This window comes from Streptomyces sp. NPDC088554, from assembly GCF_044752945.1.
Taxonomy (GTDB): domain Bacteria; phylum Actinomycetota; class Actinomycetes; order Streptomycetales; family Streptomycetaceae; genus Streptomyces.
Genome location: NZ_JBIVMF010000029.1, coordinates 1 through 15,151, shown reverse-complemented (window position 1 = coordinate 15,151; position 15,151 = coordinate 1). Strand labels below are relative to the sequence as shown.

Sequence of the window (15,151 nt, the reverse complement as noted above, 5' to 3'; positions counted from 1 at the left end):
ACGGGCAGCTACCGGTTCGCGAACTTCTCGCTGACCCCGCTGAAGACGTCCTTGGCGGCATCGCCGAGGCGCGGACCGGCCAGCCAGCCGGCCGTGACCGGGCCGATGGAGGTGTTGGACACCAGGGCGGGCTTGCCGTCCTGACCGGTCGCCACCCAGCCGCCGCCGGACGAACCGCCGGTCATGGTGCAGCCGATGCGGTACATCGTCGGGTCATCGGCGTTCAGCGACAGCCGTCCCGGCCGGTCCTGGCACCGGAAGAGCTTCTGGCCGTCGAACGGCGGAGCCGCCGGGTAGCCCGTCGCCGTCAGCTCGGAGATCTTCGCGGCGGCCGGAGCGTTGAACTCGACCGGCAGCGCCGAACCGACCGTCTCCTCCAGCGACTTGCCCGTGCCGCCCTTCTCCGGGGTGACATGGATCACCGCGAAGTCGTACGGAGCACCCTGGCCGCCGGTCGCGGCGCCCTGGGCGATCCACTGCTCGGAGGTCTGCGCCCAGTCGGCCCACCACACACCGTCGGGAGCGACCTGCTCCTTGGGTGCGGCGTCGAGCGCCGACGTCTCCAGGGCCTTGTCGTTGTAGGCCGGGACGAAGGCGAGGTTGCGGTACCAGCCGCCACTCTTGCCCGCGTGCACACAGTGGCCCGCCGTCCACACCATGTTGGACTTGCCGGGGTGCGCCGGGTCCTTGACCACGGTCGCCGAGCAGACCATCGACCCGTCGGGCCCGTCGAAGAACAACTTCCCCGACTCGGCCGCGTTCTCGCTGTACGGGGCGGCCACGGCCTGGGCGGTGACCGGCGCGGGCGTCGGGTCGGTGACACCCTCGTCGCCCGAGATGTCCTGGTCGCCGACCGGGTTGTCCGGCGGCTCCTCCGCGCCCCGCATCCGGTCCGGGTCCCAGAGGCCCTCGATGATCGGATTGACGTAGTCCCTGGCCTCACGCAGCCAGGTGGCCTTGTCCCAGTTCTTCCACTCGCCGTTGCGCCACTTGTCCATGTCGATCCCGTGCTCCTTGAGCCGGTCCTTGAGATCGTCGGGAATGGTTATCCTGCCGTCGGACGCGGCGGTGGCGGACTCGGTCGGCTGGGCGGCGGCGTTGTCCTCGTCGGGTCCGCAGGCGGTCGCCGTCAGCGCGAGGGCCGCGGCCATCGCGGCGGCGGCGAGAACGGGGGAGGTTCTGCGCCGGGCGCTCCTCCCACGGCGTGCGGCGAGCGTCGGGCGAATGGGTCGCATGGCGTAATCCCCCTGGGACTTCGAGGTCATTCGGAACAAGTGACAGTCGGCGTACCCCTGTCACGGTCGTGAAGCCGGTACGCGGCCCCCACTATGCCGGTGCCGTGGGGGAGGGTGTGCGGCAGGGGCGCGGTTCCGCGGCCGAAGGATCTCCCGGACGCCCGTGATTCCCGGCGCACCCCGTCGTTGGTACGTACGGAGGCCAGAGCGGCGTTCACCGTCGAACATTCGCCGGGCGGGCGCCGTACTGACAAGTGACCGAACGGTGACAACGGGAGGACGACAGACGTGGCTGTGACCGGACCACCTCCGGCGGCACCGACCGTCGCGCACGCGGGCATCCTCCGGCGCCAGAGCCTGCGCGAGTCCGCGGCCCGTACCTACGCGAGATCACTGCCCATCGTGCCGGTGCGCGCACGGGGGTTGACGATCGAGGGGGCGGACGGACAGCGGTATCTGGACTGCCTCTCGGGGGCGGGCACGCTGGCCCTCGGCCACAACCACCCGGTGGTCCTCGACGCGATCAGGAAGGTCCTCGACTCGGGCGCCCCGCTGCACGCCCTCGATCTCGCCACCCCGGTCAAGGACGCCTTCACCACCGAGCTGTTCGCCACCCTGCCACTGGAGTTCGCCGCGAAGGCGAAGGTGCGGTTCTGCGGTCCCACGGGCACCGACGCGGTCGAGGCCGCCCTCGCGCTCGTCCGTATCGCCACCGGCCGCGGCGGAATCCTCTCCTTCACCGGGGGCCACCACGGGATGACGGCGGGCGCCCTCGCCGTCTCCGGCGGCGCCGAGGACGTACGGGTGACCCGGCTGCCGTATCCGTACGACTACCGCTGCCCCTTCGGGGTCGGCGGGGAGCGCGGCGCCGAACTCGCCGCGCGCTGGACCGAGAACCTGCTCGACGACCCCGAGGGAGGAGTGCCGGCGCCCGCGGGCATGGTCCTCGAACCGGTGCAGGGCGAGGGCGGGGTGATCCCCGCCCCCGACGCGTGGCTGCGCAGAATGCGCGGGATCACGGCGGACCGCTCCATCCCGCTCATCGTCGACGAGGTCCAGACCGGGGTCGGGCGGACCGGCGCCTTCTGGGCGGTGGAGCACAGCGGGATCACCCCCGATGTCATGGTGATGTCCAAGGCGATCGGCGGCTCCCTGCCCCTGGCGGTGATCGTCCACCACGAGGACCTCGATCTCCGGCCGCCCGGCGCCCACGCGGGCACCTTCCGCGGCAATCAGCTCGCGATGGCGGCGGGTGCCGCCACGCTCGCCTACGTACGGGAGAACGAACTCGCCGCCCGCGCCGCGGTGCTCGGCGCGCGCATGCTGGGGCAGCTCCAGGGGCTCGCCGCCCATCACCCCTGTGTCGGAGATGTACGCGGGCGTGGTCTCATGATCGGTGTGGAACTCGTCGCCCCGGCGGCCGGCGACCCGGCTCCGCCGGATCCCGCCCTCGCGGCCGCCGTTCAGCAGGAGTGCCTGAGCCGTGGCCTCATCGTCGAACTCGGCGGACGCCAGGGCGCCGTCGTACGGCTGCTCCCTCCGCTCACGCTCACCGACGAGCAGGCGGTCGCGGTCCTCGACCGATTCGCCGACGCCCTGGCCGCCGCCGAGCGTGCCGCGCTCCGTCGGACAGAGCCCGGCCCGTCCTCCTGACCCCGGACACCCCACAAGGAAGCCCTCAGTGAACCCCACCACACCTGATGTGCCCGAGTCGGACGGCCGCGCCCTCGCCGAGGCGGCGACGGTGCCACGGCAACCGGCGGGTGGCTTCGGCGAACAACCCACCACCGCCCACGCGTTCGACGCCCCGCTCGTCGCCGATCAGCTCGACCACCCCGATCCGCTCAAGGCCGCCGACGCGGCGGCCGTCGAGAACCTGCTGCGCTGCTGGGTCCGGGAGAACGACCTGCCCCGCCCGGACGGCCGGATCCTGCGGATCCCGCTCGACGCCAGCGGCACCGCACTCCTCGTCCCCGTCCGCCACTGGTCGGCCACCGGCTGGCACCGCTTCGGCATGCCGTTCCTGGAGGGCTGCCCCCCGGACGCCCCCGCCGCCGAGGCCGTCACCGTCGCGGCGCTCCTCGGCCGGGAGTCGGGCCGCTACCAGGGCGCCGACCTCGTCGGCAGGGTCGCCAACTCCCTTTCGCACACAGCCGACTTCATCGCCGACCGGCGCGGCGGCCCCGAGCCCGCCGCCGGTGCGGACCTCTTCCTCACCGCCGAACAGTCACTTCTCCTCGGACACCCCCTCCACCCGACGCCCAAGAGCCGGGAAGGACTCTCCGAGACCGAAGCCCGCCTCTACTCACCGGAGTCGCGCGGCTCCTTCCCGCTCCACTGGATGGCCGTCGACCGGTCCGTACTCGCGACCGACTCGGCCTGGACCGAACAGGGCCGCATCCTCCCCGCGGAACAGCTCATGGCCCGCTTCCTCGGGGGCACGGCCCTGCCCGAAGGCACCGTCGCCCTGCCGCTCCACCCGTGGCAGGCACGCGAGTTGGCGCACCGCCCCGCCGTCTCCCGGCTGCTCGACGCCGGACTCCTCCACGACCTCGGTCAGCGGGGAGAGCACTGGCACCCGACCTCCTCCATCCGTACGGTGTACCGGCCCGGCGCCGCCGCCATGCTCAAGCTCTCCCTCGGCGTACGCATCACCAACTCCCGCCGGGAGAACCTCCGCAAGGAACTCCACCGGGGCGTCGAGGTCCACCGGCTGCTGCGCGGCGGCCTCGGCAAGGAATGGCAGGCCGCCCACCCCGGCTTCGACATCGTCCGCGACCCCGCCTGGCTCGCCGTCGACGACCAGGACGGCGAACCGGTGCCCGGCCTCGACGTGATGCTGCGTCACAACCCGTTCACCTCCGACGACGACGCCGTCTGCCTCGCCGGACTGACCGCCCCGCGTCCCTACCCCGGCCGCACCGGGATGCACTCGCGGCTGGCCGCGATCGTCTCCGGGCTCGCCGCCCGCACCGGCCGTACCGGTGGGGCCGTGGCCGCCGAGTGGTTCCTGCGCTATCTCGACCAGGTCGTACGCCCGGTGCTCTGGCTGGACGGTACTGCGGGTATCGCCCTGGAGGCACACCAGCAGAACACCCTGGTCCTCCTCGACACCGCGGGCTGGCCCATCGGTGGCCGCTACCGCGACAATCAGGGCTACTACTTCCGTGAGTCACACCGCCTCCAACTGGAGCGCAGGCTCCCCGGCATCGGCTCCGTCAGCGACACCTTCGTCTCCGACACGGTCACCGACGAACGCTTTGCCTACTACCTGGCCATCAACAACGTCTTCGGTCTGATCGGGGCGTTCGGCGCCCAGGGGCTCGCCGACGAACGCCTCCTCCTCGCGGCCTTCCGGCAGTTCCTCGCCGGGTCGTCGGGGCTCGGCTCATCGCTGCCCGGACAGCTCCTGGAGAGCCCGACCCTGCGCTGCAAGGCCAATCTGCTCACCCGGCTGCACGGCCTCGACGAACTCGTCGGCCCTGTGGACACCCAGTCCGTCTATGTCACCATCGCCAACCCCCTTCGCGATTGAAGGCACCCGACCGACCGAACTGCCGAGAGGAGAGCGCCCCTGTGCCTCCCACCGACGCGGGCACCGATACCGGAGCCGGCCGCCCCGCCCCGCATCCCGCCGGTGACGGCGAGGACCCCCTCGATCCCCCGGCCGGTGATCTGCTCGACACCCCCGCCGACTGGGGCCCGGCCACCACCTCCGCAGGGGTGTTCCGCCTCGTGCCCGTACGAGCCGAACGCGACCTGGGGCTGATCAGCCGCTGGATGAACGACCCCGCCGTGGCCGCCTTCTGGGAGCTGGCCGGGGCCGAAGCCGTCACCGCCGCCCATCTCCGCACCCAGCTCGACGGCGACGGGCGCAGCGCCCCCTTCCTCGGTGTGCTGGGCGGGGTCCCGATGAGCTACTGGGAGCTGTACCGCGCGGACCTCGACCCCCTCGCGCGGCACTACCCCGCCCGCCCGCACGACACCGGGATCCATCTCCTCCTCGGCGGCGGCGCCGACCGGGGGCGGGGTCTCGGCACCACCCTCCTCCGGGCCGTCTCCGACCTCGTCCTCGACCACCGCCCCCGCTGCGGACGCGTCGTCGCCGAACCCGACCTGCGCAACACCCCCTCCGTCGCCGCCTTCCTCAGCGCGGGCTTCCGCTTCTCCGCGGAAGTCGACCTCCCCGACAAACGAGCCGCTCTCATGGTCCGTGAACGCACCTTCCGCGATCTGCTGTGAACGATTTCGCTGCCCCCGTCCCGCTCGATCCCCATCGGTTCCCACCCGAGGAGTTCTCGTGCCAACGTCCTCTGCCAACCATGACTCCACCGGCCCCGCCGGTCCCGTACCCTCCACCGGCTCGGACGAGCCGCCGGTACTGTTCTCCCCGCCCGAGCTGAACCCGCATGCGTGGAACCGGGCAAGTCGTCCACTTCTCGCCAAAATGATTGCCGAGTTCGCGTACGAGGAAATAGTCGAGCCGCTCCAGGTCGCCGACCCGGCCGAGGGCCGGTACGCGCTGACGTTCGACGATGGCGAAACGTTCACCTTCAAGGCGGCACGCGGCTCCTACGGCAGCTGGCGTGTTGATCCCGACTCGATGGAGTGCCGGGGCGAGCCCTTCACGGACCCCCTGCGCTTCCTGCTGCGCTCCCGGGGGCTGCTCGCCCTCGACGGCGGGACGCTCGGCCATCTCGTCCGCGAACTCACCACCACGCTCGCCGCCGACGCCAAGCTCGGCCACACCGCCCTCAGCGCCGCCGACCTCGCCGACCTGGGCTACGCGGAGCTGGAAGGACACCAGACCGGCCACCCCTGGATCGTCCTCAACAAGGGCCGGGTCGGCTTCTCCGCCTCGGACGCCGACCGCTGGGCGCCCGAGGGACGTATCCCCACGACGCTTCCCTGGATCGCGGTCAGCACCTCCCTGGCCACCTACCGGGGAGTACCGGCGCTGGACGCGCCCGGTCTGCTCTACGCCCTCGAACTCGACGACGCCGTCCGTGAGCGCTTCGACTCCGTGCTGCGCGGGCGGGGACTCGATCCGGCCGGCTACCTCTACCTTCCGGTGCACCCCTGGCAGTGGGACGAGGTGCTGGTCCAGCTCTACGCGCCCGCGATAGCCGAGGGAGCGATCGTTCCGCTCCCCACCGACGGTGATCTCCGGCTGCCGCAGCAGTCCATCCGTACGTTCCTCAACATCGCGCGCCCCGGCCGGCACACGGTCAAACTGCCGCTGTCGATCCTCAACACGCTCGTCTGGCGCGGACTGCCCACCGAACGCACGACGGCCGCCCCCGCTGTCACCGCGTGGATGCACGGGGTACGTGACGCCGATCCGTTCCTGCGCGACGAGTGCGGTGTGATCCTGCTCGGCGAAGTCGCCTCCGTGACCGTTGAGCATCCCCTCTACGACCATCTCCCGGAAGTCCCGTACCAGTACAAGGAACTGCTCGGTGCCATCTGGCGCGAGCCCCTCCAGACCCGGCTGGCCCCGGGCGAGCGCGCCCGTACACTCGCCTCCCTGATCCATACGGATCCCGAGGGACGGGCGTTCACCGCCGAGCTGGTCGCGCGCTCCGGGCTCGTCCCCGCCGACTGGCTCCAGCGGCTCTTCGCGGCGCTCCTGCCGCCCCTGCTGCACTTCCTGTACCGGTACGGGACGGTCTTCTCCCCGCACGGCGAGAACGCCATCGTGGTCTTCGACGGCCAGGACGTGCCCGTACGGCTCGCGATCAAGGACTTCGTCGACGATGTGAACCTCAGCGCCCGGCCGCTGCCCGAGCACGACACGATGCCCGGCGAGGTGAAGGACATCCTCCTTACAGAGGAGCCCGCCTTTCTCACGCAGTTCATCCATTCAGGGCTCTTCGTCGGGGTCTTCCGCTATCTGGCGCCGCTGTGCCAGGAGCAACTGGACGTGCCGGAGGACGAGTTCTGGTCCCTCGTACGGGCGGAGATCCTGCGGTACCAGACCAGGTTCCCCGAGCTGAAGGAGCGCTTCGAGACGTTCGACCTGCTCACACCCCGGATCGAGCGCCTCTGCCTCAACCGCAACCGGCTGCATCTCGACGGCTACCGGGACCGCTCCGACCGCCCGCACGCGGCGGTGCACGGTACGGTTCCCAACCCGCTCGCGTCCCGGCGTCCGAGCGGGTGACCGCCGTTGTCAGTGGCGCGCCGTAGGGTGGTCGGGCTATGACGAAGCCATCACTCCCCGAGCTCCTCCACGCCGCCGTCGCCTCCGTCGGCGGTGTGGAACGGCCAGGCCAGGTCACCATGGCCGAGGCCGTCGCCGAAGCCATCGACGCCCCGTCCCATCTGCTCGTCCAGGCAGGCACCGGCACCGGAAAGTCCCTGGGCTATCTGGTGCCCGCCCTGGCGCACGGCGAGCGGGTCGTGGTGGCCACCGCGACCCTCGCCCTCCAGCGCCAGCTGGTGGAGCGTGACCTTCCGCGTACGGTCGACGCGCTGCATCCGCTGCTGCGCAGACGTCCCGAGTTCGCCATGCTCAAGGGCCGGTCGAACTACCTCTGCCTGCACCGGCTGCACGAGGGAGTCCCGCAGGACGAGGAGGAGGGGCTCTTCGATCCGTTCGAGGCGGCCGCGCCCAGCAGCAAGCTGGGCCAGGACCTGCTGCGGATGCGGGACTGGGCGGACGAGACGGAGTCGGGCGACCGGGACGATCTGACCCCGGGCGTCTCCGACCGAGCCTGGGCCCAGATCTCCGTCTCGTCGCGGGAGTGCCTGGGCGCGACGAAGTGCGCGTACGGCGCCGAGTGCTTCGCCGAGCAGGCACGTGAGCGCGCCAAGCTCGCCGAGGTCGTCGTCACCAACCACGCGCTCCTCGCGATCGACGCGATCGAGGGCGCCCCGGTGCTGCCGCAGCACGAGGTGCTGATCGTCGACGAGGCGCACGAGCTGGTCTCCCGGGTCACCGGGGTCGCGACCGGAGAGCTGACCCCGGGGCAGGTCCACCGCGCGGTCCGCCGCTCGGCCAAGCTGGTGAACGAGAAGGCGGCCGACGAGCTCCAGACGGCGGCCGAGGGCTTCGAGCGGGTGATGGAGCTGTCGCTGCCCGGCCGGCTCGAAGAGGTCCCCGAGGACCTCGGGTACGCGCTGATGGCGCTGCGGGACGCGGCTCGTACGGTGATCTCGGCGCTCGGGTCGACCCGTGACAAGTCCGTTCAGGACGAGGACGTCGTACGCAAACAGGCGCTCGCCTCCGTCGAGTCCATCCACGGGGTGGCCGAGCGGATCGCCAACGGCTCCGAGTGGGACGTCGTCTGGTGCGAACGGCACGACAGGTTCGGCGCGTCCCTGCGGGTCGCGCCGCTCTCCGTGTCGGGGCTGCTCAGGGAGAAGCTCTTCACCGACCGCTCGGTCGTCCTGACCTCCGCCACGCTCAAGCTCGGCGGTGATTTCAACGGGGTGGGCGCTTCGCTCGGTCTGTCGCCGGAGGGCACCGAGGGCGAGGACATCCCGCAGTGGAAGGGCATCGACGTCGGCTCGCCCTTCGACTACCGCAAGCAGGGCATTCTGTATGTCGCGCGCCATCTGGCCACGCCGGGGCGGGAGGGTTCGCGCGGCGACATGATGGACGAGCTGGCGGAGCTGGTGGAGGCCGCCGGCGGGCGTACGCTCGGGCTGTTCTCCTCCATGCGGGCCGCCCAGGCGGCGGCGGAAGAGCTGCGCGGCAGGCTGGACGCGCCGATCCTGCTCCAGGGCGAGGAGACGCTCGGCGAGCTGATCAAGGCGTTCGCCGCCGATCCCAGGACCTGCCTCTTCGGCACGCTGTCGCTGTGGCAGGGTGTCGATGTACCGGGGCCCAGCTCGCAGCTCGTGGTGATGGACCGGATTCCGTTCCCGCGTCCGGACGATCCGCTGATGAGCGCGCGGCAGAAGGCAGTGGAGGAGGCGGGCGGCAATGGGTTCATGGCGGTGGCGGCGACACACGCGGCCCTGCTGATGGCCCAGGGCGCCGGGCGTCTGGTGCGCGCGAGCGGGGACCGGGGCGTCGTGGCCGTACTCGACCCGAGACTGGCCAACGCCCGCTACGGCAGCTTTCTGCGGTCCTCGCTGCCCGACTTCTGGTACACGACGGACCGCAATACGGTGCGGCGGTCCCTGGCGACGATCGATGCCGCGGCGGTGGCCGACGGTCGGTGAGCCGTGCGGCCGGGCGGACAGCCGCTCGGAGGGAGATCCACGCACAAAGTTGCGGTACACGGGGGTTCGGGCGTGTACCGCAACTTCTTCTCCGAAGCGGTTCCTGATGGAGGAGTCGCCCGGCGGGGCAGGGCGTCAGACGCGCCGGAGGACCGCCACCACCTTGCCGAGGATCGTCGCCTCGTCGCCGGGGATCGGCTGGTAGGACGCGTTGTGAGGGAGCAGCCAGACATGGCCGTCCTCACGGCGGAAGCGCTTGACCGTCGCCTCGCCGTCCAGCATCGCGGCCACGATGTCGCCGTTCTCCGCGACCGGCTGGCGGCGGACCGTCACCCAGTCGCCGTCACAGATGGCCGCCTCGATCATCGAGTCACCGACGACCTTCAGCACGAACAGCTCTCCGTCCCCGACCAGCTGGCGGGGCAGCGGGAAGACATCCTCCACGGACTCCTCCGCCAGGATCGGTCCGCCGGCCGCGATCCGGCCCACCAGCGGCACGTACGAGGCGGCGGGCTTGCCGGTCGTGTCCGTCTGCTGGGTGCTGGGCTGGTCCGATCCCCGGACCTCGTACGCCCTAGGCCGGTGAGGATCGCGGCGCAGAAAGCCCTTGCGCTCCAGGGCCATCAACTGATGGGCCACCGACGAGGTGCTGGAGAGGCCCACGGCCTGGCCGATCTCCCGCATCGAGGGCGGGTAGCCACGGCGCTGCACGGAGTCGCGGATGACCTCGATGACCCGTCGCTGCCGGTCCGTGAGACCGGAGCTGTCCGCCCTGATTCCAGGAGGTCGGCCGGGCAGCGAACGGTTGGGCTTCGAACCCTCCGGGTTCATGACTGCGTCATTCATGGAGTGCACCGGCTCGAATCGGCTCTGGGAGCGGTCCTGGGCAGTGATGGTGGCACTGTCTGCGGTGGTGGTCACGTCGGCCCCTCTCGAAATGTTCTCCCTAGCTGGACAACGGTAGTAGCTTTCGAAAGGTTGCGCCAAACACACGTTCGAGTGAAAAATCGTAGAGTAACCACCTCGAAGGTCTGAATGGGTGTATGGCAGCCTTTCGAGTGGCGATGGAAAGCGCCTTCGGCGTGGTGGCGTTCGGCGCCGCGCGGGCGGAGTCCGTACCGGCCGCCAGTCTTCCACCGGGCGGCCCGGAACCCCGGCGCGCCGCGCCCTTCCCGTAGGCTCGTCGGCGGCCCGCGAGGCCCGCGCCACCTGCCCCGACACGCGACACGCGCCGGGGTCGTAGGATGCACCCAAACCCCAGATCTAGTGGTTGGATTGTCGCAGCCACCCAGACCTTGTGGTCCCCCGGTCTTTGACGGGTGAGGTCATCGCCTATGCTTGGGCTTGCTTCGAGGGGCTCTTCCGGGCCCTGGCGAGGCTATTTCGTCGCGCTGTGAAGGAGGGTTGGTAGCCATGCACTGTCCCTTCTGCAGACATCCGGACAGCCGTGTCGTCGACAGTCGCACCACCGACGACGGGACCTCGATCCGGCGCCGCCGCCAGTGCCCCGACTGCTCCCGCCGCTTCACCACGGTGGAGACCGCCTCACTGATGGTGATCAAGCGCAGCGGCGTGACCGAGCCCTTCAGTCGCACCAAGGTCATCTCCGGCGTGCGCAAGGCGTGCCAGGGGCGGCCGGTCACCGAGGACGCCCTCGCCAAGCTCGGCCAGCGGGTCGAGGAGGCGGTGCGCGCCACCGGCAGCGCCGAGCTGACCACCCACGACGTGGGGCTGGCCATACTCGGACCGCTGCGGGAGCTCGACCTCGTCGCGTACCTGCGCTTCGCGTCCGTGTACCGGGCGTTCGACTCGCTCGAAGACTTCGAGGCCGCCATCGCGGAACTGCGCGAGCGGCCTCCCTCGGAGGAACGCGGTGTCGACGGGGCCAGTGCGGTCCCCGCGCCCGCCACCGCCGCGGACTGACCGGCCGGCCCGATCCTGGCCGCTCCGCGGTGACGCAGACCTGTCCCGGGCGCTTCCAAGCGCGCCCGGGACATCAGACACACACCCGCGCCATGGGAAGAACATGGCATTTCAGGGCGTTTTTGTACGTATATGGGAGGCGGCATGACAGAGACGGCGAGCGGCCCGGCACGGAGTTCCCGGACCAAGGGAACCAAGCCCGGCAAGGGGCTGCGTATCGAGCGCATCCACACGACCCCCGGCGTGCATCCGTACGACGAGGTGGTCTGGGAGCGCCGTGACGTCGTCATGACCAATTGGCGCGACGGCTCGGTCAACTTCGAGCAGCGTGGCGTCGAGTTCCCCGACTTCTGGTCGCTGAACGCGGTCAACATCGTCACCAGCAAATACTTCCGCGGGGCCGTCGGCAGCCCGCAGCGCGAGACCGGGTTGAAGCAGCTCATCGACCGGATCGTGAAGACGTACCGCAAGGCCGGTGAGGACTACCAGTACTTCGCCTCGCCCGCGGACGCCGAGATCTTCGAGCACGAGCTGGCGTACGCACTCCTGCACCAGATCTTCAGCTTCAACTCCCCGGTGTGGTTCAACGTCGGCACGCCCCAGCCGCAGCAGGTCTCGGCCTGCTTCATCCTGGCCGTCGACGACTCGATGGACTCGATCCTCGACTGGTACAAGGAAGAGGGAATGATCTTCAAGGGGGGCTCGGGCGCCGGCCTGAACCTCTCCCGGATCCGTTCCTCCAAGGAACTGCTCTCCTCCGGCGGCAACGCCTCCGGACCGGTCTCCTTCATGCGCGGCGCGGACGCCTCCGCCGGAACGATCAAGTCGGGCGGCGCCACCCGCCGCGCGGCCAAGATGGTCATCCTCGACGTCGACCACCCCGACATCGAGGACTTCATCGAGACCAAGGTCAAGGAAGAGGAGAAGATCCGCGCCCTGCGCGACGCGGGCTTCGACATGGACCTGGGCGGCGACGACATCACGTCCGTCCAGTACCAGAACGCCAACAACTCGGTCCGTGTGAACGACGAGTTCATGAGGGCCGTCGAGACCGGCGGCAAGTTCGGGCTGCGCGCCCGGATGACCGGCGATGTCATCGAAGAGGTCGAGGCCAAGTCCCTCTTCCGCAAGATGGCCGAGGCCGCGTGGGCCTGCGCCGACCCGGGCATTCAGTACGACGACACGATCAACCGTTGGCACACCTGCCCGGAGTCCGGCCGCATCAACGGCTCGAACCCGTGCAGCGAGTACATGCACCTGGACAACACCTCGTGCAACCTCGCCTCCCTGAACCTGATGAAGTTCCTCAAGGACGACGGCGAGGGCAGCCAGTCCTTCGAGTCCGAGCGCTTCGCCAAGGTCGTCGAGCTGGTCATCACCGCGATGGACATCTCCATCTGCTTCGCCGACTTCCCCACCCGGAAGATCGGCGAGAACACCCGCGCCTTCCGCCAGCTGGGCATCGGCTACGCCAACCTCGGCGCCCTGCTGATGGCCACGGGCCACGCGTACGATTCCGACGGCGGCCGCGGTCTGGCCGGTGCCATCACCTCACTGATGACGGGCACGTCGTACCGCCGCTCCGCGGAGCTGGCCGCCGTCGTCGGTCCGTACGACGGCTACGCCCGTAACGCCGAGCCGCACAAGAGCGTCATGCGGCAGCACTCCGACGCCAACGCGACGGCCGTGCGGGTCGACGACCTGGACAGTCCGGTCTGGGCCGCCGCCACGGAGGCCTGGCAGGACGTGCTGCGCCTCGGCGAGAAGAACGGCTTCCGCAACGCCCAGGCCTCGGTCATCGCGCCCACCGGCACCATCGGTCTCGCGATGTCCTGCGACACCACCGGCCTGGAGCCCGACCTCGCCCTGGTCAAGTTCAAGAAGCTGGTCGGCGGCGGCTCGATGCAGATCGTCAACGGCACGGTGCCGCAGGCGCTGCGCCGCCTCGGCTACCAGCCGGAGCAGATCGAGGCGATCGTCGCCCACATCGCCGAGAACGGGGTGGTGGTCGACGCGCCCGGTCTGAAGACCGAGCACTACAGCGTCTTCGACTGCGCCATGGGCGAGCGCTCCATCTCCGCCATGGGCCATGTCCGCATGATGGCGGCCATCCAGCCGTGGATCAGCGGCGCGCTCTCCAAGACGGTGAACCTTCCGGAGACCGCCACCGTCGAGGACGTCGAAGAGGTCTACTTCGAGGCGTGGAAGATGGGCGTCAAGGCGCTCGCGATCTACCGCGACAACTGCAAGGTCGGCCAGCCGCTCTCCGCCAAGAAGAAGGAGGAGAAGGTCACCGAGAAGGCGGCGGAGACCATCCGCGAGGCGGTGGAGAAGGTCATCGAGTACCGCCCGGTACGCAAGCGTCTGCCCAAGGGACGTCCCGGTCTGACCACCTCCTTCACGGTGGGCGGCGCCGAGGGCTACATGACCGCCAACTCCTACCCGGACGACGGTCTCGGCGAGGTCTTCCTCAAGATGTCCAAGCAGGGATCCACCCTGGCCGGGATGATGGACGCCTTCTCGATCGCCGTCTCGGTCGGTCTGCAGTACGGCGTGCCGCTGGAGACCTATGTCTCCAAGTTCACCAACATGCGCTTCGAGCCGGCCGGTATGACGGACGACCCGGACGTACGGATGGCGCAGTCGATCGTCGACTACATCTTCCGCCGTCTCGCGCTGGACTTCCTGCCCTTCGAGACCCGCTCCGCCCTCGGCATCCACTCCGCCGAGGAGCGCCAGCGACACCTGGACACCGGTTCGTACGAGCCGTCGCTGGACGACGAGGACCTCGACATCGAGAGCCTCGCCCAGTCGGCCCCCCAGGTGTCGGCCCCGGCGGCCGCTCCCCCGGCGGCCGTGATCCCGTCGCCCAAGGAGGCGCGCACCTCGGCCGAGCTGGTCGAGATCCAGCTCGGCATCAGCGCCGACGCACCGCTCTGCCTGTCCTGCGGTACGAAGATGCAGCGGGCCGGGTCGTGCTACATCTGCGAGGGCTGCGGCTCCACCAGCGGCTGTAGCTGATTCTCGGGCGCGGGCCGGCCGGGCCCGCGCCGGGCTGTGAACGGAGGGGCGGTGAACCCAAGGACGGCTCACCGCCCCTCCGGCATCCGGGGGCGGCCCGGCCGGACGTTGTCCATGACCCGGGTCAGGCGCTGCCCATGACGGCGCCGAAGGACTGCGGGTCGGTGTCGAATCCCCGGACCGCCGTACGGAACTGCCAGGCGCCCGAGGCGTCACGGGTGAACTCGGCGAAGGTCGCCGCGGTCGCCCCGGAGACGCCGCTGAAGTCGTGCTTCGCCAACTCGGTGTACCCCTCCAGGACGCGCACCCTGGGGTTGGCCACCGAGCCGAAGGCCAGACGGCCGTCGCGCTGCTGGATGGCCACGCCGACGATCACGCGGACATAGTCGGACCCCAGCCGGTCCAGCTCCAGGGTCATCTCCTCGTCGGAGCCGAAGCCCTGGCCGGTGCGGCTCTCCCGGTCCAGCGTGATGGTGCCGTCCGGCGAGCGGCTGCCGAAATGGACCAGATAGGCGGGTGTGCCCGGGGCGCCGGACGTGTAGGTCGCCGCGACGATATCGAGATCGTGCGGGGACTCGCCCCTGGGACTGGGGTCCCATTTGAGCTCGACCTCGACCTTGGACACCCCTCTGTTGAGGCTGCTCACCAGTTTTCCCCCTCCTCGGAACCGGCCGGAACTCCGGCCACTGGACGCAAGGCTAGTGCCAAGGCCGTGAAGTTTGCGGGTTGGGTTGGGTTGTCAAGGGCCTGCGGGCGCGAGGATTTCGATGCGGGTGGTGGCTTTGTAGCTGGTCCGGTCG

11 protein-coding genes are annotated in these 15,151 nt (G+C 70.2%); 8 read left to right on the top strand and 3 right to left on the bottom strand.

From position 1 onward, the window contains the following. Nucleotides 1-8 precede the first annotated feature (8 nt). The gene (locus ACIP8W_RS27255) at nt 9-1,235 is read right to left on the bottom strand and encodes a trypsin-like serine peptidase (RefSeq protein WP_401949207.1); all 1,227 of its coding nucleotides are present in this window, start codon (nt 1,233-1,235) and stop codon (nt 9-11) included. Nucleotides 1,236-1,523: 288 nt separating this feature from the next. Here ACIP8W_RS27255 and ACIP8W_RS27250 point away from each other — a divergent pair, with 288 nt between their 5' ends. From ACIP8W_RS27250 to ACIP8W_RS27230, 5 genes are read left to right on the top strand one after another with little or no spacing between them, the layout of a single operon-like run. Then, nucleotides 1,524-2,888 carry a diaminobutyrate--2-oxoglutarate transaminase family protein gene (locus tag ACIP8W_RS27250; protein WP_401949208.1) on the top strand — a complete coding sequence of 455 codons (1,365 nt, stop codon included), beginning with the start codon at nt 1,524-1,526 and terminating at the stop codon, nt 2,886-2,888. Between the two features lie 28 nt (nt 2,889-2,916). Beyond that, nucleotides 2,917-4,770: an IucA/IucC family protein gene (locus tag ACIP8W_RS27245; protein ID WP_401949211.1), complete on the top strand. Its 1,854-nt coding sequence runs from the start codon at nt 2,917-2,919 to the stop codon at nt 4,768-4,770. A gap of 41 nt (nt 4,771-4,811) precedes the next feature. Further along, nucleotides 4,812-5,477, top strand: a complete 666-nt coding sequence (locus ACIP8W_RS27240; RefSeq protein ID WP_402204995.1) for a GNAT family N-acetyltransferase — start codon at nt 4,812-4,814, stop codon at nt 5,475-5,477. 58 nt (nt 5,478-5,535) lie between these two features. Then, the gene (locus tag ACIP8W_RS27235) at nt 5,536-7,398 is read left to right on the top strand and encodes an IucA/IucC family protein (protein WP_402204993.1); all 1,863 of its coding nucleotides are present in this window, start codon (nt 5,536-5,538) and stop codon (nt 7,396-7,398) included. Between the two features lie 38 nt (nt 7,399-7,436). Beyond that, on the top strand, nt 7,437-9,407 hold the full coding sequence (locus ACIP8W_RS27230) for an ATP-dependent DNA helicase (protein WP_401949218.1): 1,971 nt from the start codon (nt 7,437-7,439) through the stop codon (nt 9,405-9,407). 135 nt (nt 9,408-9,542) lie between these two features. Here ACIP8W_RS27230 and lexA read toward each other — a convergent pair whose 3' ends face one another. Next, nucleotides 9,543-10,328, bottom strand: a complete 786-nt coding sequence (lexA, locus tag ACIP8W_RS27225; protein WP_401949221.1) for a transcriptional repressor LexA — start codon at nt 10,326-10,328, stop codon at nt 9,543-9,545. 122 nt (nt 10,329-10,450) lie between these two features. On the opposite strand from lexA, the gene ACIP8W_RS27220 reads away from it, so the two are divergent. The 3 genes from ACIP8W_RS27220 (at nt 10,451) to ACIP8W_RS27210 (ending at nt 14,351) form a co-directional block, all read left to right on the top strand. Continuing rightward, nucleotides 10,451-10,585 (top strand): hypothetical protein, encoded by a 135-nt coding sequence (locus ACIP8W_RS27220; protein WP_401949224.1) that lies wholly within the window; start codon nt 10,451-10,453, stop codon nt 10,583-10,585. A gap of 235 nt (nt 10,586-10,820) precedes the next feature. Beyond that, nucleotides 10,821-11,330, top strand: coding sequence for a transcriptional regulator NrdR (nrdR, locus tag ACIP8W_RS27215; protein WP_402150905.1), 510 nt, complete (start codon nt 10,821-10,823; stop codon nt 11,328-11,330). A gap of 144 nt (nt 11,331-11,474) precedes the next feature. After that, nucleotides 11,475-14,351 (top strand): vitamin B12-dependent ribonucleotide reductase, encoded by a 2,877-nt coding sequence (locus tag ACIP8W_RS27210; RefSeq protein ID WP_401949229.1) that lies wholly within the window; start codon nt 11,475-11,477, stop codon nt 14,349-14,351. A 124-nt stretch (nt 14,352-14,475) separates the two neighbouring features. Here the strand turns inward: ACIP8W_RS27210 and ACIP8W_RS27205 are convergent, their stop codons facing one another. Then, complete coding sequence (locus ACIP8W_RS27205; RefSeq protein WP_401949232.1) at nt 14,476-14,997, bottom strand: TerD family protein; 522 nt, start codon at nt 14,995-14,997, stop codon at nt 14,476-14,478. Nucleotides 14,998-15,151: the final 154 nt, after the last annotated feature.